The sequence below is a fragment of the Natronincola ferrireducens genome (genome assembly GCF_900100845.1).
Lineage (GTDB): Bacteria > Bacillota > Clostridia > Peptostreptococcales > Natronincolaceae > Natronincola_B > Natronincola_B ferrireducens.
In genome coordinates, this window is the sequence record NZ_FNFP01000005.1 from 16,231 (window position 1) to 35,668 (window position 19,438).

At 33.0% G+C, this 19,438-nt stretch carries 19 protein-coding genes; 11 read left to right on the top strand and 8 right to left on the bottom strand.

Annotated features, from left to right (window positions below):
- Positions 1-29: 29 nt before the first annotated feature.
- The 5 genes from BLS22_RS10760 to ggt form a co-directional block, all read right to left on the bottom strand.
- A complete protein-coding gene (locus BLS22_RS10760; protein WP_090553766.1) occupies positions 30-1,157 on the bottom strand; it encodes a M14 family metallopeptidase in 1,128 nt (375 codons plus the stop codon).
- 12 nt (positions 1,158-1,169) lie between these two features.
- Complete coding sequence (locus BLS22_RS15150) at positions 1,170-1,316, bottom strand: hypothetical protein (RefSeq protein WP_176762144.1); 147 nt, start codon at positions 1,314-1,316, stop codon at positions 1,170-1,172.
- Positions 1,317-1,331: 15 nt separating this feature from the next.
- Positions 1,332-2,603: a TRAP transporter large permease subunit gene (locus BLS22_RS10765; protein ID WP_244269526.1), complete on the bottom strand. Its 1,272-nt coding sequence runs from the start codon at positions 2,601-2,603 to the stop codon at positions 1,332-1,334.
- A 92-nt stretch (positions 2,604-2,695) separates the two neighbouring features.
- A complete protein-coding gene (locus BLS22_RS10770) occupies positions 2,696-3,289 on the bottom strand; it encodes a DUF6305 family protein (RefSeq protein WP_090553767.1) in 594 nt (197 codons plus the stop codon).
- 25 nt (positions 3,290-3,314) lie between these two features.
- Positions 3,315-5,105, bottom strand: coding sequence for a gamma-glutamyltransferase (gene ggt / locus BLS22_RS10775; protein ID WP_090553768.1), 1,791 nt, complete (start codon positions 5,103-5,105; stop codon positions 3,315-3,317).
- Positions 5,106-5,336: 231 nt separating this feature from the next.
- Here ggt and BLS22_RS10780 point away from each other — a divergent pair, with 231 nt between their 5' ends.
- The gene (locus BLS22_RS10780; protein ID WP_090553769.1) at positions 5,337-5,972 is read left to right on the top strand and encodes a DUF6305 family protein; all 636 of its coding nucleotides are present in this window, start codon (positions 5,337-5,339) and stop codon (positions 5,970-5,972) included.
- 216 nt (positions 5,973-6,188) lie between these two features.
- Here BLS22_RS10780 and BLS22_RS10785 read toward each other — a convergent pair whose 3' ends face one another.
- Positions 6,189-7,118 (bottom strand): AraC family transcriptional regulator, encoded by a 930-nt coding sequence (locus tag BLS22_RS10785; RefSeq protein WP_090553770.1) that lies wholly within the window; start codon positions 7,116-7,118, stop codon positions 6,189-6,191.
- A gap of 209 nt (positions 7,119-7,327) precedes the next feature.
- Here BLS22_RS10785 and BLS22_RS10790 point away from each other — a divergent pair, with 209 nt between their 5' ends.
- From BLS22_RS10790 to BLS22_RS10825, 8 genes are all read left to right on the top strand, one after another.
- Positions 7,328-9,283 (top strand): FAD-dependent oxidoreductase, encoded by a 1,956-nt coding sequence (locus BLS22_RS10790; protein WP_090553771.1) that lies wholly within the window; start codon positions 7,328-7,330, stop codon positions 9,281-9,283.
- A 197-nt stretch (positions 9,284-9,480) separates the two neighbouring features.
- Positions 9,481-10,800, top strand: coding sequence for a methyl-accepting chemotaxis protein (locus BLS22_RS10795; RefSeq protein WP_244269527.1), 1,320 nt, complete (start codon positions 9,481-9,483; stop codon positions 10,798-10,800).
- A gap of 237 nt (positions 10,801-11,037) precedes the next feature.
- On the top strand, positions 11,038-11,622 hold the full coding sequence (gene rbr, locus BLS22_RS10800) for a rubrerythrin (RefSeq protein ID WP_090553773.1): 585 nt from the start codon (positions 11,038-11,040) through the stop codon (positions 11,620-11,622).
- 383 nt (positions 11,623-12,005) lie between these two features.
- Positions 12,006-12,878, top strand: coding sequence for a metallophosphoesterase (locus BLS22_RS10805; RefSeq protein ID WP_244269528.1), 873 nt, complete (start codon positions 12,006-12,008; stop codon positions 12,876-12,878).
- A 172-nt stretch (positions 12,879-13,050) separates the two neighbouring features.
- Complete coding sequence (locus BLS22_RS10810; protein ID WP_090553774.1) at positions 13,051-13,413, top strand: ArsR/SmtB family transcription factor; 363 nt, start codon at positions 13,051-13,053, stop codon at positions 13,411-13,413.
- Positions 13,414-13,433: 20 nt separating this feature from the next.
- Entirely contained in the window at positions 13,434-13,802 is a 369-nt protein-coding gene (locus tag BLS22_RS10815; RefSeq protein WP_090553775.1) for a NifB/NifX family molybdenum-iron cluster-binding protein, read from the top strand.
- Between the two features lie 81 nt (positions 13,803-13,883).
- A complete protein-coding gene (locus BLS22_RS10820) occupies positions 13,884-14,369 on the top strand; it encodes a permease (RefSeq protein WP_090553776.1) in 486 nt (161 codons plus the stop codon).
- Positions 14,366-14,899, top strand: a complete 534-nt coding sequence (locus BLS22_RS10825; protein WP_090553777.1) for a permease — start codon at positions 14,366-14,368, stop codon at positions 14,897-14,899. The genes BLS22_RS10820 and BLS22_RS10825 overlap by 4 nt, the downstream gene beginning before the upstream one ends.
- 70 nt (positions 14,900-14,969) lie before the next feature.
- Here BLS22_RS10825 and BLS22_RS10830 read toward each other — a convergent pair whose 3' ends face one another.
- Both BLS22_RS10830 and BLS22_RS10835 read right to left on the bottom strand, forming a co-directional pair.
- Positions 14,970-15,401 carry a C40 family peptidase gene (locus BLS22_RS10830; protein WP_090553778.1) on the bottom strand — a complete coding sequence of 144 codons (432 nt, stop codon included), beginning with the start codon at positions 15,399-15,401 and terminating at the stop codon, positions 14,970-14,972.
- Between the two features lie 440 nt (positions 15,402-15,841).
- Entirely contained in the window at positions 15,842-16,234 is a 393-nt protein-coding gene (locus tag BLS22_RS10835; RefSeq protein ID WP_090553779.1) for a hypothetical protein, read from the bottom strand.
- A 468-nt stretch (positions 16,235-16,702) separates the two neighbouring features.
- On the opposite strand from BLS22_RS10835, the gene BLS22_RS10840 reads away from it, so the two are divergent.
- The gene (locus BLS22_RS10840; RefSeq protein ID WP_090553780.1) at positions 16,703-17,743 is read left to right on the top strand and encodes a 2,5-dihydroxypyridine 5,6-dioxygenase NicX family protein; all 1,041 of its coding nucleotides are present in this window, start codon (positions 16,703-16,705) and stop codon (positions 17,741-17,743) included.
- 332 nt (positions 17,744-18,075) lie between these two features.
- Entirely contained in the window at positions 18,076-19,227 is a 1,152-nt protein-coding gene (locus BLS22_RS10845) for a PucR family transcriptional regulator (protein ID WP_090553781.1), read from the top strand.
- Positions 19,228-19,438: the final 211 nt, after the last annotated feature.

The window sequence follows — 19,438 nt, forward strand, 5'->3', positions numbered from 1 at the left end:
CCTTAGATAGTAGAGACTTTCTCTGTTATTTATTCTGATTTTAATAAATAATTTCCGATACCATTATTTATTATATCATAATAATCTGGAACAGCGTTAACTTCTATGGGCTTGTCAGGATAGGTATCTGTAAAAACCCTAAGAAATTCCATAATAGCTTCCGTATGTCTTGCCACCCTCTCAGAAATGGGATGTCCATTATCATCGAAGGGCACATATAGATATCCTAGCTTGCCAGCTTTTACATAGCCACTGTCTTTACCTTCAACTGCTAATGTAGCATCTGTTTTACCACGCAGCCTTCCTTGGCAAGGATTAGCAGTCTCCATAAGAATTGCTAATGTATCTGTATAGTCTCCAAGCTCTCTATGGGTAAGCCCACGAAGATTTGGTGGAGATGGTTCAAGTCCATATTGAATTCCATTGATTTGTAGATTAATTAATGCACTTGATGCAATCCCCATAGCATCCTCATGGGCTACAATTGCATTGTTGACAGGATACTCTGGTGATGCCTCATGTAGATCAAAGGTCATGTTAATACCTTCAGTATTAATTAGGTTTACAATCCCAAAGCATACTTGCTCTGTACGTGTACCATCCTCTCTACCAGGATACCCACGATTTAAGTTTCTCGTTTCACTACCGGATAGTTTTTGACCTGATGCAGCGTGAATATATACATCAGGATCTGGCCATTGGTCTATAGGGTTTGTTGCTCTAGAACCATATTGAAACCAGCGTTCACCCCAAGGTGTTTTAATACTGAATTTTTGAGGTGAACCTTCTTGAGAGTCATTATGGGTAAAGGCACTTGCGTTCGAATGTGGAATGATGTATACCGTTCCAGATTCAGGCTTCATATTTTCTAAAAGTAATACTGCTGTAAGATACCCTGAAGGTTCATTTGGATGGGTTCCCCCTAATATCAACACACTCCCACCAGGTTTTTCACCTTTTAGAATATATATTTCAGTATCAGAAGATGTCCCCTTAATATTTGGGGAATATTCACTTAGCATTCTAACTTCAGTAACCCCAGGTCCTTTAATCATTGGATCTTTGTGGTACATTTGTGAAAAGCTTTTTCCTGCTAATGCTGTAATGATTAATGTTATTAATAAAAATACTATTGCTATACGTTGATGTTTTTTCATTGTTCCACCCCTTTATTTAATCATTAATACACGAAGTATAAGAGGGATAATTACTAAAGCATTATTGGCTTGCATTTTGATTTCTGTTTCCTCAAATAAATTCCATAGTACAAGGCCAAGGATATATACAATTATTAATCGATAAACTATTGTAATCATCTAAATTCCTCCCCTCTATAACACTAAAAATGTCTTTAAAACATTGGCAAAAACGATGGAAAGAAGACCAAAAACAACTGTTACAATGGCTGGCACTACACATTTTTTCAAAACAAGTTTATAGTCCTTTTCACCAACCACCTGCGCAGCAAATAAACCTGCTAAAGCTGTAGGAGGCATTAAATCTCCTGTACTTGCTATAAGAGATAAAGCTGATGCTGTAATAATTTGATCCCTTGCTAAAAGTGCCAATAAAAAGGGTACACCTAGTACGGAGGCAGAGCCATAGGAAGATACAGCACCAAATAATGGGATCGTGATAGCTATAGATATATAAAGTAGAATTGTTGGTAGACTGAGACCACTAACAACAATAAGTCCTCGAACCCCTGTAAGTGTCATGACCTGTATAAACATCCCAACTCCCATTAATATACCTAGAACGGGAAGAGCATCGCGAATGGCTTCTTTAGAAGATTTGAAATAGTTCACTTTTTCTCCAGTAAAGATACCAACTAAACTAGCTAATAAAAATATTAGTGGCATGCCTAAATTTGGTATAGCTTTAGGAAAGATTTTGCCGCCTATCATTAATACAATTACAACAAGAATAGGCAAGTATATAAGTATCCCTTTATTATCTTTTCTTTTAAAATTCATTTCCTGCATTAATTTGTCAAAGTCATTAGCTTTAACGTGTTTATAGCCTAGAAAAAGAACTGAAAAGATTGCTATAGGGATTGTCATAAAAAACAGCGGAAGGGTAAACCCTACATAAGGCATATCTACACCACCACCAATAATCATTACAGGAACATTGACTGGAGGTGCAATCATTCCCATCATACCGCCCATAGCAATGATAGCTGCAGCAGATGCTTTTGGTATCCCCATTAGTATCAATACAGGGGCTACAAGACTACCAGCAGTCAAAACTGCAGCTGTTGATGACCCAGTAATCATACCTGGGAACATAACAATAAACATTAATAGAATAAGAAGTATAGCAGGTTGCTTATGAAATTTTTTAATAATACCATTACTTATTGCTGTCAAGGCTCCTGATTCCTGTACAACTTTCATAAAAATCATTGCTGTAGCAATAATAAGAATAGCATCAATGTATCCAAAGGTACCTTCAACCAAATGTCTTATTGAGAGACCATTGCCAGATACCAATAGTCCCAATATAGAAGAAATTACTAAGGACAAACTTACTGGTAGCTTTAATTTAAAACAACCAATCATAAAGGCTGCAACCATAAGTATAAAAATTATTAATTCCACTGGAATTACCTCCATTTCTCATGAACAAAACTTATGTTTTTTTAAATTAGGTTTCCAGTAGTTAGCTGGAAACCTAAAAATATCAGAAACTGCTATTTAAATGTCTTTGTAAGAATACCAATGACCTCTCCAATAGTATCTACCTTAGCCATAGGAATTCCATTATTTACAGCAATATTGCTCATGAGACCGTCAGTATCTCCTGTTGCTACCGCAATAATGTAATCTGATTCCGGCAATACTGCGTTAATAAAACGATCTGACAAAGTACCCCGTCTACCTTCTCCACCAATATGAAGTGCAATAATAGTCATTCCATCCTCTTTTGCCTTAGCAATTACTTCTGTCACTCTTTTTAGTTCATCATCTGCATCAATGCCTGCAGCTCCTAACCCTTTAGAGCTTCCTCCAACAGCAACCATAAGTGTAGCTTGATTATTAAGCTGGCCAGCAGTTATTGTTGCATTACCCTCATAATCGATTCCGGTTTTATCCATAAGTGTTTTTGCAATATCAAAATCAGCACTCTGTCCTGCTGATGTAAGAAGCACTGGGGTTTCTGCCATAGCCTCAGTTATATCTTGTATTGAGATAGAATCTGTAGCTTCTTGAGGTTTTTCACTTCCACAGGCCAAAATATTAATACAAATAAGTACTACAAGCATTATCATTATTATTTTCTTCAACTTGATTATCTCCTTTGTGTAATTTTTAATATGCTCCTGCATGGGAATCACGTCTTCGATCTGCTACAGCATGGAATCCTTTTGTATCTCTATAAACTGCATTAGTAGAACCATAATAATCATGTTTGGACGCAACAATTTGTCCTCTTGCCCTTAATTCTTCAAGAATTTTTTCATCAATACTTGTTTCATCGTCTTTTGGTTCAATATATAAGTAGAATTCCTCACCATAGTATGCACCTGCTGGGTGATAAGAACATCTCTCAATATTGATAGCAGTGTTTACATCCATACCATGATCAATAACATTTATAATGTTTTGAAGCACTGTAAAGAATATAGTGTATCCACCTGGTGTTCCTAAAGACATCAATGGCTCACCTTCTGGTGTAAATACAAAGGTTGGACTCATGCTGCTTAATGGTCTCATACCTGGCTTAGGTGCATTAATGGAATCTAGATTTGAGAAATCAAAATCTGTTAATTCATTATTCATAATGATACCTGTTCCTGGGATTACCATTGCATTACCAAGATAATTATTTACTGTATTGGTATAGGAGACCATGTTGCCATCTTTATCAATAACAGATAGATGAGTGGTATCCACTGCTTCATAATCAGCAGGCATTCCTGCTGTTACTTCATTATCAGCTTTATTTAAATCAATTTTATCTGCTATTGATTTTGCGTAGGCTTTAGATGTAAGCCCCTTAAGTGGAACATCAACAAATAAAGTATCAGCCATATATTTAGCACGATCTGTATATAAATATTTTCCAATTTCTTGTAACAAGAAAAATTCATCTACTGAACGGTGACCCATAGCCTTTAAATCAAAGTTTTCTAAAATATTAAGTCCTTGAATAATATGGGTTCCTCCTGAGCTTGGTGGTGGTGAGGAAACAATCTTATAGCCTCGGTAGGTACCTGTGGAAGGCTCTATGATCGTCGCTTCATAATTTACCAAATCCTCCATGGTTAAAATACCACCTTGCTTTTGAATCTCATCTACCATCTTTTGAGCTAATTCACCTTTGTAGAAGATTTCAGAACCATGTTTGGCAATTTTTTGGTAGGTTTCGATTAAATCTGGATTATAGATAATATCTCCTTCTACATAAGGTAAGCCTAGATCATTAAGCAACAGTTCTTTAGAAGCTTCATAGTTTTGGATATAACCATAACATTCTGCAATAGCTGATTCAACTTTATTGGTTACATAAATACCTTGCTCTGCCTTAGCACAAACAATATCCATAATTTCTTGCATAGACATCGTTCCATAGGTGTTCAAGGCTAATTCTAAACCAGCAACATTACCTGGAACCCCAATAGCTAAGGGATGGTAATTGGCTTCATAATAATCAACCTCTCCATCTCCATTAGTGTCCAAAACATCTGTGTTAAGGAACATATCAGGTGTTGTAGCAGCTGGAGCTGTTTCTCTCATGTCTATAACAACATCTTCTCCAGACTTAGCATCATGAATTAACATGAAGCCCCCTCCAGCAATCCCTGTAGATTCAATCTCAAAGAACTGAATAGCAAAAGAAGTTGCAACAGCAGCATCAATTGCATTACCACCTGCTTTCAAAACCTCAAGTCCTACTTCAGTAGCTTCTACTCTTCCAGAGGATACAGCACCATTTTCTCCATTAGCGTGTAATGCAGTATTGTAGACTACCTTTTCAGTAGAGGGTACTTCCTCTTGTTGCTGAACCTCTACCTTTGTTTTGCTAGTACATCCACTAAGTACACTCACGATCAAAATTAGGATTAAACCTATGGTTAATCCCTTATGCTTTAACTTCATACAGTTTCACTCCTTTTCATATAAGATAAGTTAATCTTATAGCACTTATATTATATGAGTCAATTTATTCTCTTTTTTTCTCTTTTTCTATATTTTCTATCTTTTTTAATGCAACCTATGGTTTTTATAATTCCTTGATGCTATAATAAAATTTAAGTGATAAAAAACTCTTTAATCCATCCTATAATAAGAGATGTATATCTAATTAATATTGGAAAAGGAGAAGCTGCTTTGTACAATATCATTAATCTTCAAAAGGATATTATCAATAGTAAGCAGGTTATGAAAAAAACATTAGGTGCTATATTCATATTAATTCCTTTAATCTTATCGGGATGCAGTGTAACCGAAGGTGAGGGCTCTAATATTGACACCATTGATTCAACGCAGCCTATCATAACCTTTCCACTAGCTGTAACTTCTATAGGTCAAAGCATTGATTTAATAATTCTTCAAGGTGCTTTGGAGACTATGCAGCTGGATTATGCCTGCAATTCACAATTAACTGCTGAGGATATACATAATTACAATACACTTCTTGTTGCTGTAGGGTCTAGCAAAAAGGGAATGAATTTTGCAAATGTTACGCTAGATCAAGAATTAGAAAGAATTCATCAGTTAAATAAACATGTAAAAGATGAAACAACCATAATATTAATTCATATGGGTGGTGTTAACAGACGAGGGGTTGAATCTGATAAGCTTATACGTAATTCGTTTCCATTAGCTGACGGAATTATCGTAATTAAAGATGGGAATCATGATTGTTTTTTCTCTGATTATGCTAAGGAACATAATATTTGGTTTAATGAAATAGATACTATTAAAGATCTACAACCTCTTTTAGAAGCTTTAATTCAAAACTAAGACTTTTTTTACAACCTAAAGACCCTAGAACAGGGTCTTTTTTATAACCACTAGGAAATTATATATTTTGTAAAAATGTAGATAAATTTAAACGTAAGTTGCATCAATTCTTTCAATTCATGTTTTAAATAAAAGAATTGATTTAATTTCCGTTAGTGGTTTCAAAATAAGTAAGAAGAAAAATCCTCCTTATACCATGTTGTTTTACTATATTTATTAATCAAACTTTTTAATTTTATCCGAGTTATCCAGTTCTAAAGAACCGGTTATTCCTATTTGACAATTTTGTCGGTATTTTAGTGGAGATATACCATAGCGTTTTTTAAAAACACTACTAAAGCAATATACTGAGGGATACCCGAATCGTTCTGATATTTCATGAATAGGACGATTACTTTGGGCAAGCTCAGTTTCAATATGGCGAAAGCGATAAACAGATAGAAACTCCTTAGTAGATAATTTAAAGGTTTTTTTAAAGCATTTATATAAATATGCCTGAGATAGCCCTAAATGAGAGCATAGATCTTCTACTTTTATATTTTTATTCATATGGCTATCTATATACTTCATACAGTTCCGTATAATAACACCTTCCCATGCACTGTATTCTGTCAAGTCAGTATTTTTTTTGTGACTGTCCACTGGGTTTTGCTGCATAGCCAGTAGTAGATGTAATAAAACTAACTTTGCAGAAAAATTACAACCTGGGCGGTTTTGTTGGATATTTTTATAGGAGGATTCAATCATAGGGAAGACATGATCACTAACTAGTTTTGGATATATAGCAAGTCCATCGCACCTGAAAAGCTGGGCAAATTCACTGCGCTTTCTGTCGGGTATTACATCAAAATAAAGATAATAATATTTAACAGAAACTTTGTCCAAAAAGTGAGTATTATACATAATGTATGGAGAAAGTAGAAGCACATCCCCTTTGGTTAGAAAATATTCTGTTTCCTGATATTGAATGATGCACTTTCCTTCTGTAAATACGATAGCCTTAAAGCTAGTAGAGATTTCGTTAGAAATAGTATCTTTTGTACATTTCTCCAAAACCCCAAATTGTAACAGGCTATAATCAAACTCTTCCAATTTTTTAGTCAATGAGTCCTTATACATAGATTTGCTACCATAGACTGTTTTCAACTTTTCAGCCCCTTATACTTATTTAAATTCTGTAGTACTGACTAACCAGAGATATATTTATAATTATTCTATCATATGTTGGGAAACTTAGTTATGATTTATTTAAAAATAGTATTAAAATAAACATTGTTAAAAATTTATTTTAATAATAAAATTGAATTGTTCTTTCGTAAACAAATTGACTAATCAAACTACAAGGAGGAAAAAAAATGAAATCACGTATTGCATTATTGTTGGCTCTTATTATGGTAATGTCTGTTTTTACAGGTTGCACGACCAATTCTACACAGCCAGGAACTACAACGCCTGAGGATTATGATAATACAGAATCTGCTGATATAGTTATTATTGGTGCTGGTGCAGCTGGTCTTTCTGCTGCTAATGAAGCTATTGAAAATGGAGCAGAAAGTGTTATTATTTTAGAAATGACTAATAAAACTGGAGGCGCTTTAAACTTTACAAGTGGTTCTATGTCTGCTGCTCAGACAATTATTCAAGAGGAAGATGGTATTGAAGATACTCTAGAATCATTTGTAGAAGATATTATAAAAACAGGTAGTGATTTTGATGGCAAGCCAAATCGTAAGCTAGTAGAATTATTTGCAGAGGAAGGTGTAGATACCTTCCAATGGTTATGGGACAATGGTCTTAAGGATTACGAATTTTTGACGGATAGAGAAGGTAAAAGAGCTGTATTTGCTCCTGAGCATCCTCTTTACTCCATTCCCCGTACCTACAAGCCCAAAGCAAAAGACCCTGTGAACTACAAGGCTGCAGCACATGAAATTTTAGATAAAGTAGTAAAGGATGCAAGCAAAATCCAAATTGTTTATAATACAAAAGGAACAGAACTTATTGCAAATGACAAAGGTCAGGTACTTTCTGTAATTGGTGAACACCTAGATACTGGCAAAGCAACAAGATATGATGCTAAAAAAGGTATTATAGTAGCTACAGGTGGTTACTCAGCAAACCATAAACTTATGGGTGAATTCACACTTTATGGTAGTTCATACCTAACAGGAAGTCCAGCTACTGCTGATGGAAATGCTCTACCTATGATGCAGAAAGTGGGTGCTGCAATCAACAACATGGATTATGTACCAACTTTCCCAATGGGTCTTGAAAGTGCAGATAATCCAGGTACAGGTATAATTGCTTCTACTTATACATGGAAAACTGGTGGTATATGTATAAATAAAGAAGGTAATCGTTTCATGGATGAAACAGAACCGAACAACTCTATCCGTGAAGTTGCACTAGAAGAACAGACAGATGCAATTCAATATGATATTTTTACAGATAAAATCCTAGAGGACCTAACTGCTAACAATGCAGCAGGTATGTACAATTACAGATTTGGTGAAGGTACCCCTGGAGAGAGAACTGTTGTAACAGCTTCAAGCTTAGATGAGCTTGCTGAAAAAATTGGTGTTCCAGAAGAAAATTTAAAGAAAACTGTAGAAGACTATAACCAAGCTGTAGGTTCAAAAGGTGAAGATGAATTTGGACGTAAATACGATGATACAGTTACTCCCTTCAACCTTGGTGCAAACAAAATTGAAGGGGATAAATATTATGCAGTTCCTCTACGTGCCCTTTGTATTATTACACTTGGAGGTGTAACTGCAAACGAAAATATGCAGGTTCTTGATAATAATGGAACAGTAATCCCAGGGTTATATGCAGCTGGTGAAGTTGTAGGTGGTATATGGGGTAAATTTGTTTCTGGCGGTACAGGTGTAATGGGTCCAATTGTATTTGGACGTATTGCTGCACGGGCTGCAATGACAGGGGAATTGGCAACTGGTTACACTGTTGCTCCTTCTTCAGAAATACTTGATGCAAGTCTTTTCCAAAAAGATAAGGTGGAAACAGAAGGATTTGATATGTCAGTTGAACTTAAAGATGGGGAATATGAAGCTACAGTTGATGGACAAGAAGGTCCAATGACTGTAAAAGTAACAATTACAGATGGAAAAATAACTGATGTTACTATTGTTTCTGACAAGGAAACAGCTTCAATTGCTGCTCCTGCCTTAGAACAGATTCCAGCAAGGATTGTTGAAGCAAACTCTCCTGATGTTGACGGAATTACTGGTGCTACTTTAACTGTAAACCGTATTAAAAATGCAGTTATTGAGTGCCTTAATCAAGCAAAATAATTATTAATTTTATATTATTATAAAATCACTACTGACAGGGATTATATAGTTCAAGTCGGTAGTGACTTTTTATTATAAACATGGATTTGTTAAGAAACATAGTAGATTATGGGAAAAATAAAGGAAAATAGAATTTTTTGTAGAATAATTAGTAGATGTAGATAAAAAGATAAATTAAGGAGATGGAAAATAAAAATATGTCAAAAGCAGAAAAAAAATTTCTCAATATTAATGAATTATTAAATTTTAGTTTTATCAATAGTATAACCTTGAAAATGATAATTGTTATAACTTTTGCATTTCAGATCAGTACTCCCATTGCAAGATTCATCAATAGTTACATAAATAAGCTAGGAATTGTAACGGAACATATAGGTATTTATATTAACACAGTAATTAATATAATAATTATCAATTTTATTATAGTGTTTTTTATGAAATATATGGTAATAACCCCTCTAAAAAATCATATAAAAAAACTGTATGAAATTAGTTCAGGGAATATAAAAGAAAATGTTGAAGTAAAAGGTAAGGGTGAATTTGCACAACTTGCTATAGCAACCAATAGAACCATTAATAAATTGAATGATCTTATTCAAAGCATTCAGAAGAGTGCAGAAAAAACAGATGATACTACATCTGAGCTAACAGTAAATTTAAATAATATGAAAACCAGTGCCTATGAAGTTGCAAAAGCAGTTGAAGAAATCGCCATGGGGGCTTCAGAACAGGCGAGAAATATAGAAGAAGGTTCGTCAAAGGCTTCACAATTAGGAGACGCCATTGAAGATGATATTGACTGTATGAGGAACTTAAATAAAACAACACAAAAAGTAAGTCAATTGGTAAAGGAAGGTCTAAAGGAAATGCAAGACTTATCAAGAATTTCCTATGAGAGTAGCGAAGCTACAAAGAATGTTCAAGATGTAATAATTAAGACAAACGAAAGTGCTAATAAAATAGGAGAAGCCAGCAATGTGATTGCTTCAATAGCAGAACAAACCAATTTATTGGCTTTAAATGCAGCGATAGAGGCGGCACGGGCTGGAGAGGCTGGTAGAGGATTTGCTGTTGTAGCAGAGGAAATCAGAAAGTTAGCGGAACAGTCTGCTGATTCTACTAGAGCAATTGACGAAGTTGTAAATGAACTACAGATGAATTCAAAGGCTGTGGTTGATTCTATGGAAAAAGTTTCTTGTATTTCAAAAGAACAGGAAGAAAGTGTAGTAAACAGTAAAGAAAAATATATATTAATTGATACAGCCATAAAGGAAGCAGAAAAAGCAACACAAAGCTTAAACGTTTCATCAGAAAAAATGGAAGTAATGAAAAATGAAATACTAGATACCCTAAAGAATTTATCTGCAATTGCAGAAGAAAATTCTGCCTCTACGGAAGAGGTTGCAGCTTCTATACAAGAGCAGACTGCTGCTATAGAAAAAATTACAAGTATTAGTAAAAAAGCATCACAATCAGCAGATTATTTAACTTCTGTGGTGGAACAAATTAATATTTAGTTAACTTATTGAACTATACTAAAAATTTTGAAAGCCTAGTGGGTACTTAGGGGAATAAGCCTTACCAATACCCATGAGGCTTTTTATTATGGATAACCTATAGGGTACTAACTTTGTTATGATTACAAAGGAAAACACCCTTTTATACAATTTAAAATTTGGCAGAAAAAAGAAGGTAAATGTAAAATTTTGTAGAATATATTATATTGATATATATAGAATACAGGAGGAGAGTACATGAAATCATTAAAAGGAACAAAAACTGCTGAAAACTTAATGAAAGCATTTGCAGGGGAATCCCAGGCTAGAAATAGGTATACGTATTATGCGGCTATAGCAAAGAAAGAGGGTTATGTGCAAATACATAATTTATTTATTGAAACAGCCGATAATGAAAAGGAACATGCAAAGAGATTTTTAAAATTTTTTGATGAAAGCATGAAGGGTGAAATGGTAGAAATAACTGCCTCATTCCCAGTAGGTTTAGGAGATACAAAGGCTAACCTGTTGGCAGCAGCTGAAGGTGAAAATGAAGAGTGGGATGAATTGTATCCAGCATTTGCTGATGTAGCAGATGAAGAAGGTTTTCCAGAGATCGCTACAGTTTTTAGAAAAATCGCTGAAGTAGAGAAGCATCATGAAAAAAGATATAGAAAACTGCTAGAAAATATAGAAAACAATAGTGTGTTTGCAAAAGAGTCAGTTGTGGAATGGAAATGCAACAATTGTGGATATATCCATAAAGGAGAAAAGGCTGTTGAGTTATGTCCTGCATGTGCTCATCCACAAGGTCATTTTGAAGTGTTTGTTGAATCCTATTAAGGTATAAACTATAATAGAAATTACTAAAGGTTTATTGAGGATTTGTAGCAAGAAGACATACAAATATGAATAAAGATTAGTCAGAGTCCCATAAATATTTCCAAGAGAGTTTTTGTGAATATTTATGGGATTCTTTATATACTGCAGCATCTTTTGTCCTTAAGGTTTTTAAACTGTTCTATTCAAAGGAATCGTCTCAGAATTTAAAAGTTCAAACTAAATATAAAATTCAGTAGAGTCATGAAAAATGGAGGTTTTACTGGATTTATTGTATAATTAGTTAAAAAGCAATTAAGGTTCAATACATCAAAAACAGATGGCAATGATACCCTATGAAATCAAATGAAGAATTGTAGATAAATGTTGGGGGAGAATATTTAAATATGAGTGGAGACAAGATGATTGTTAAAACAAGAAAAATTAACAAAGCAACAATTTTTTTTATATTGATGATTAATTTAGTACTGTTTTTATATTTTCAAAACAATATGATTACTACTAGAGAAATTACTATACAATCCTATAAGTTACCTCAAGTTTTTGAGAATTATAAGATTGTTCATCTAACAGATTTACATGGTAAATCCTTTGGCAAGGAACAGAAAACTTTAGTAAAAAAAATCAAAAAAGCACAACCAGACTTAATTGTATTTACTGGTGATTTAGTAGATAGTAGACGTTATAATGAAGAACACAGTATTAAATTAATAAAGGAAATTACAGAAATTGCTCCCGTATATTATGTAACTGGTAATCATGAATGGCGATCAGGAAGATTTGAGACGTTAGAAAAAACTTTAGTAAATAGTGGTGTTAAAGTTCTTCGCAATACATCTGACAAAATTGAAAAACAGCAGGATGAAATTTATATTATAGGTATAGATGACCCAGTATCATATTACACAATTAACACAGAGAAAAATACTGTAGAGAATGCACTGGATATATCTACAAAAGGCATACCTAGTGATGGTAGCTTTAAAATATTATTAGCCCATAGACCAGAATTATTTGATCTATACAGCCAATATAATATTGATTTAGTTTTTTCCGGCCATGCCCATGGAGGTCAAATAAGACTGCCCTTTATAGGAGGGTTAGTAGCCCCCCATCAAGGGTTTCTTCCCAAATATACATCTGGGAAGTACATGGAGGGTAACTCTATTATGATAGTAAATAGAGGGCTGGGGAACAGCATTTTTCCTCAAAGGCTTTTTAATAGACCAGAAATTATAGTGGTTCGGTTAATTAATTAAGAGCCTAATAACCAACATTAATATAGGTTCTAAGAATACTTTTGGAAGAGATTCTGTTGGTATCGATAAGTATGTAATTTAAACAATATTTTTTATTTTGTATTGACAATTCTAATTAAGTATAATATTATTTAATTAATGAAACACTTAATTAAATACAAAGGAGTAAGTGATGAAGCAAATCGTACAGATATTTAAGGCACTAGGGGATGAAACAAGATTAAAAATATTAATTATACTTTTTAGAAGAAAAATATGTGCTAAGGGAATTGCAAAACATTTAGATATTTCTGAAGCAGCAGTATCCCAGCATATAAAGGTACTTAAAGAAGCAGGGATTATTGTTGGGGAGAAAGTAGGATATTTTGTTCATTACGATTTACAAGAAGTAGCACTTCAAGAAATAGTGGAATTTATTGAACAAATGAATAATGAGCACACAATAAATAGTTGTAAGCTAGGTATACATATGCCAAATGAATGTAAAGCATCATGTAAAGCAAATAAAAACAAATGTTGTCACAGAAACAAGTAAAACTCGAAAGGAGAAAGAATATGAAAGTATGTATTCCAGTTCAAGAAAATGAGGGTTTAGACAGTATTATCTATAATCATTTTGGTTCAGCTCCATTCTTCCTCATCTATGATTTAGACAGGGAAGAAATAAAAACCATCGAAAATAAAGATTTACATCATGCCCATGGAATGTGTCAACCCCTTAAGGCTTTGGGTGGAGAAACAGTTGATGCTATTTTAGTTGGTGGAATTGGTGGAGGGGCATTAATGAAGCTAAACAATCAAGGTATAAAAGTATATAAGGCTATTAATGGAACTGTATTGCAGAATATTGTTATGCTGAAAGATAATAAACTAATTGAATTCTCTATGAATAATAGTTGTAATCATCATGATTGTAATCATTAGTAATTGAGGAAGTCAAAAGGCATCTATCGCAAGGTAGATGCCTTTTAAAATGCAGAGAATAATTTTAAGGGGGTTAGAGTTATGGGTAGTTATGTAATGTATTTAGTAGTTATCTTACTTTTAATTATTTCTTATGTCCAAGATAAGAAAAAGACAACAATGGCTCTAAAAAAGGCTTGGAAATCATTTGTAAATATTTTACCACAATTTTTAGGAGTAATCATGGTGGTAGGCATCTTACTTGCAACATTTAATGCTGAATTAATATCAAAAATAATAGGCAGTGAATCAGGATGGCAAGGTGTGATTTTTTCTGCTGTTGTTGGTTCCATTACATTAATCCCTGGATTTGTAGCGTTTCCTACAGCAGCCATGTTATTAAATAATGGAGCAGGATATATGCAGATAGGTGCATTTATATCTGCATTGATGATGGTAGGTGTTGTTACAGCACCTGTGGAAATCAAGTATTTTGGTAAGCGACTTGCCATTATGAGAAACTTGTTAGCATTTCTATTTGCATTTGTCGTGGCATATATAATCGGAAAGGTGGTTGGTGGAATATGACTTTATTAAAAAAATATAGATTTTTTCTTATTACTGTTCTAACTATGGTTATTATATTTTATATCAATAAAGAGATGGGAAGAAAAGCAATCAGTGTTACAAGTTACAGTTTTAAAGAAATGATTTTAGTTATACCACCAGTTTTTATACTTTTGGGACTGCTAGATGTGTGGGTGTCAAAGGAAACAATCATGAAATATATGGGGGAAAAATCAGGAATCAAAGGAATTCTGTTAGCCATTTTATTAGGTTCAGCAGCAGCAGGACCATTATATGGTGCATTTCCTATTGCGGCTGTGTTTATGAAAAAAGGAGTTAAGTTTAGAAATGTATTAATTTTTATTGGAGCATGGTCTACTACAAAAATCCCTATGTTTTTATTTGAACTTTCGGCCTTAGGAGCAAAGTTTGCTGTTACAAGACTATTTATAAACATACCTGGAATTATTATAATTGCACATATTCTATCTTCTTTAATTGATGAGGTAGAAATTAAAAAGATATATGAAAATGCTGAATCGATGCAATAGTAAAATTTCATAAAAACCTAGTGGATATTGCAGGGAGAAGTATTGTAGAGACCCACTAGGTTTTTTATTGTTAGGACAGTCTGAGACCTCCTCTAAATCGTCTTCTCCAACTGCCCTCTAGACTATGGATTGAAACTCCTACTATTGGTCTAGTATGAAGAAACTCTTTATTATTGATCATGATACCAATATGGGTTATGATGTTACGATTAATTGCAAAATAGATTAAGTCTAAAGGTTGTAACTCGTTAATACCGATGGATATCCCCTCGAGGCTTTTAATTCCTTTTATAAGTCTTTCAGGGTCTGTTTTGTACCAATCTTTTGTTACAGTAGTCCCATCATTATGGGGAATGTGGATTTCAAACTCTTTAAGAAAAAGGATAACAAGCCCTAGGCAATCTACCCCCTCTTCTAGTGAGCGGCCATTATGAAGAAAAGGCAAATCTATATACTTATGAATCAATTGTTGAATTTTATATTCATAATCATTTTCAAGCACTTTCCACCACCTCCTAAGTATGAAAGTATCTTTTTCCATAGAATAACTCTTTGTATTATTGTATGGAAAAAGATAGAAGTAGTGATTTTCTAAGGAGGATATTATTCTATTAAATAAGTTATAGAAATATTGTTACATGAGGATATTTAATATAACAATATTAAATAGTAGAAAAGGAACTAAGAAAACTTTACGGGGGATATATTATGAGAAATTAACGATTAGAATAGGCTATGGCAGCAGTTCCACAAGTTCAAAATAAAATACAATAAGAAAAGAGTTCATTCTTTTTCTTATTGTATAGAAATCCTCGCTAATAGTTTTTAAGCAAGAATACAATAATATTTAATAAATATAAAACTTTGTTTTTAAGTAAGTAATGGTTTTGTAGCTATAGAATAGTTAATAAATTAACAAAATCAAGCGTTGTAATTAATCCATTATTTGATTAATTCCTCATTCTTAAGAACATATTCCTTGATGGCCTCTGTTGTTACATCTATTAGACCTATATTTCTAACGGCTGCTATTTTTTCTAATGATTGTTTTAAACCTTCTTCTATCTTAAAACCTAATGGAACGGGTTTTAGCATTTTCAATACAGATTCAAACTCTGATTTTGATATGCTTTCTAAAATAATTCGGCCCTTTGATCCCTTTACATCCTCATAGGTCCATCCATTTTCATAATATCTTGATTGCATATCATTGAAGTCCCTAGAGTCTGTCCAAATATCGCCGGTCTCTTTACTTTCTAAAATAAAATAGATCATTTTCTTCTTAGGACTTACTTGGGTATTTTTTTGACTCAAGAAACCAGATTCTTTTTTCATGATGTTATTTTCCCCTCCCCTTATAAATTTTTAGCGATTATTTATCCCCTTCCACTAACCTCCTTATTGAGATCAGTAGATTGAAAAAATTATAGTATATATCAATACTTATATATATTATACCTTGTTATACGAGAAATTGCTACATATTTAGATAATTAATTAACAATATCCAAGGGTCTAGGGGATTGTAGATATTGATGTCCTATACTAAGGGTAGTCTATATAATGAAAGGTTAATTGATAAAAAGTTTATATGTACTAAAGTTATATCATTATAAAATCAGTGGATTTAAAGGGAGGAAAAATAAATATATTTATACTAGTTTAGAAAAAATTAAAATATTTAGTTTGATTTTTAGATTTATTCTAATGTTTTTATTATTTAGGTACTGTATAATTATTTACAATAATTAAATTAATATTTAACAAGATAAAATTTTCAAAAATATTTAGGGGGTGTAGTTTATGAAGTACTATGAAATCGAATTGGTTCAAGCTGCTAAAACACTGGTGGAAGACATGTTCAAAGCAAAAAAAGGTGAGACCTTTATCATTACAGCTGATACTGAAACCGATGAAAGAGTGGTTAATGCTACAGCACAGGCTGTATTCACTGCCGGTGCTAAACCAATGATTATTTGGGTAGCAGCGCCATCGGGAGTCGGTAAAGCCGCTGATCCTGATTTGCCAGTTGATGCATTATCTGGAGCTTTAAAGCATACAGATGCATGGATAGAGTTTAATAACAAATGGCTACTTTATTCAACACCATTTGAAAGAGCAGTGGAAGAGAATAAGAAATTAAGATACATGAACCTAGTGGGTATGAATCCTGATATGATGATTAGATTAATCGGTAAGATAGACACAGAATTATTAAAAACATTTATGATTAAGGTTAAGGATATGACAAAAGCTGCAAAGAAAGTTAAGATAACAACTCCTGCCGGTACAGATCTTGAATTTGAAAATAATCCTAGCCACCCATTTAGCTGTGATTATGGAAAGGCAGATGAACCGGGTATCCATTATCTTTCAGGGCAGATAGGATGGTGTCCAGAATTTGATACAATAAACGGCAAGTTAGTTTTCGATGGTTCTCTTGAACCACCCCTTAGAATGCTTAAAGAATCTGTAGTCCTACATATAGAAAAGGGAAGAGTTGTAGATATCGAGGGGGGCAAGGAGGCTTTAGACTTTAAAAATTGGTTGGAAGCCTTTAATGATCCAAATATGTTAAGGCTAGCCCATATTTGCTATGGATTTAATCCTGGCGCAAAGCTTACTGGTGATATTGTTGAAGATGAAAGAATATGGGGATGTACAGAGTGGGGTCTTGGTTATCAAAGTCAAGAGGATGCTCCACCAGATGGCATTCCAGCCGTATCCCATTGCGATGGCATATGCCTAAATACCTCTATATGGTTGGATGGAGTACAGCTATTGGACAAGGGAATTGTAGTACATGAAGAGGTAAAGGATTTAGCAGATAAGTTAATTAAATAATATTCAATTACAAAACACCCCATCTATAAAAAAGATTTTTTATAGATGGGGTGTTTTTATCATTGTCGTAATCATTAGTAACTGCCCTATAAACCTTTAGCATAGTTTTCAAGAGAATATTTAACTCCCTCCCAATTTGTTTCTTCATTGGTTCCTAGGATAAGTCTTATTCTTTTATTATTGTTTATAAGATTTTGGATTGTTTTTAAAATATTGGACCAAATTTTGTAGAATTAAAAAATCTCTGCAAAACAGGGTTGTTTGCTGGGGATATAGAATTAAATAAAAAGTACTTAAACAAATTAAATAATACAATTGGGAGGGAAACCACCATGCCAGTAAAGGTTAGAAATGTTTTGGATTTAGATATATTTCAAGAGGTCAACATAATTGCTGGAGAGCAAGGTTTAAATAAAGAAATTCACAGAGTAAGTTTTGTAGATTGTCCCATAAGTAGTGATGTTATCGATAAAGGCATAATGAGGAAAGGAGATTTTTATTTATCAAGTCTATTTGCTGCAAAGGATAGCATAGATTCTATGTTACAGCTAATTAATATTTTAAGCCAATCAAAATCAAGTGGCATTTGTATAATTAACGAATATATTGATAGCGTTCCAGAGGAAGTTATAAACCTTGCTAATAAAAACTCTTTACCAATATTTCTTGCAGATAAAAATATTTCTTATGCAGATATTATTAAAAGCATTATGGAGTTGATAGTAAAAAGCAAAGAGGACACCATTAATGAAATGAAGATTAAAAGCATTTTAAAATTAGATCAGGATGAAAAAATTCTTCAAGCTGCCTATGACTTAAACAATAATTTTATGGAAAATATTATTGCTTTCTATTTAATAGCTGAAAATGATAATGGAAATTTCAATTATATTTGTGAAAATATAAATTCCAGGGACCCTTGGCTAGCACTAAAATATGACAATGGGATTTTAGTAATATTAAGTTCCCATCAATCAAATGATATGAAAAATCTAAAAAATTTTTTTCAAAGTTTAGTTGAAACAACCTGTAAAGATTACACATTGGGAATAAGTAATGAATATGGGGAACTTAAAGATTTAAAAAAAGCGGTACTAGAGGCCATATTTTCTTGTGATTTTTCAAATATACTGGGGAAAAAGACGGTGGAGTATAATGAACTTGGTGTATACAGCTTACTTATGTCTATAAAACATAAAATAGAATTAAAGGAATTTTATAATAAAACCATACTTCCATTGAAGCAATATGATGGGAAGTATAAAATGGATCTTTTCCACACAGCAATCCACTTTATAGATAATGATGGAGATTATAAAAAAACTGCCAACAGTTTGTTTCAGCATGAAAATACAATAAGGTATAGAATAACTAGAATGAAACAAATACTTCATATGGAAGATAAGAATATAGAGTTCTATATGCAACTATCTATTGGTGTAAAAATTCATAAGCTTATCAATTACTTTGAGAAAACCCTTTGAGTGTAAAAGACACCTTTAATCCATATAATTTGTAAAGTAAATAGTTTTTAAATAATATACTCCAATACAAGGGCTTTTGCTCATTATTAATAATAAATATTTTAACCACAAACATTTACAAATAGTAAATATTATAGTATCTTATGGAAGAGGTTAAGAAATTTTCTTAGGAGATTAACCTTTTCTTTATCAATCTAAGAAAGGTGTTACA

What these genes read in the sequence shown, in the direction of transcription:
- BLS22_RS10820 (WP_090553776.1), top strand. Translation starts at nt 13,884, where the DNA reads ATGGGTAGTTATGTAATGTATTTAGTAGTTATCTTACTTTTAATTATT.
- BLS22_RS10835 (WP_090553779.1), bottom strand. Translation starts at nt 16,234, where the DNA reads ATGAAAAAAGAATCTGGTTTCTTGAGTCAAAAAAATACCCAAGTAAGT.
- ggt (WP_090553768.1), bottom strand. Translation starts at nt 5,105, where the DNA reads ATGAAGTTAAAGCATAAGGGATTAACCATAGGTTTAATCCTAATTTTG.
- BLS22_RS15150 (WP_176762144.1), bottom strand. Translation starts at nt 1,316, where the DNA reads ATGATTACAATAGTTTATCGATTAATAATTGTATATATCCTTGGCCTT.
- BLS22_RS10795 (WP_244269527.1), top strand. Translation starts at nt 9,481, where the DNA reads ATGTCAAAAGCAGAAAAAAAATTTCTCAATATTAATGAATTATTAAAT.
- BLS22_RS10790 (WP_090553771.1), top strand. Translation starts at nt 7,328, where the DNA reads ATGAAATCACGTATTGCATTATTGTTGGCTCTTATTATGGTAATGTCT.
- BLS22_RS10805 (WP_244269528.1), top strand. Translation starts at nt 12,006, where the DNA reads ATGAGTGGAGACAAGATGATTGTTAAAACAAGAAAAATTAACAAAGCA.
- BLS22_RS10760 (WP_090553766.1), bottom strand. Translation starts at nt 1,157, where the DNA reads ATGAAAAAACATCAACGTATAGCAATAGTATTTTTATTAATAACATTA.
- BLS22_RS10810 (WP_090553774.1), top strand. Translation starts at nt 13,051, where the DNA reads ATGAAGCAAATCGTACAGATATTTAAGGCACTAGGGGATGAAACAAGA.
- BLS22_RS10815 (WP_090553775.1), top strand. Translation starts at nt 13,434, where the DNA reads ATGAAAGTATGTATTCCAGTTCAAGAAAATGAGGGTTTAGACAGTATT.
- BLS22_RS10825 (WP_090553777.1), top strand. Translation starts at nt 14,366, where the DNA reads ATGACTTTATTAAAAAAATATAGATTTTTTCTTATTACTGTTCTAACT.
- BLS22_RS10845 (WP_090553781.1), top strand. Translation starts at nt 18,076, where the DNA reads ATGCCAGTAAAGGTTAGAAATGTTTTGGATTTAGATATATTTCAAGAG.
- BLS22_RS10840 (WP_090553780.1), top strand. Translation starts at nt 16,703, where the DNA reads ATGAAGTACTATGAAATCGAATTGGTTCAAGCTGCTAAAACACTGGTG.
- rbr (WP_090553773.1), top strand. Translation starts at nt 11,038, where the DNA reads ATGAAATCATTAAAAGGAACAAAAACTGCTGAAAACTTAATGAAAGCA.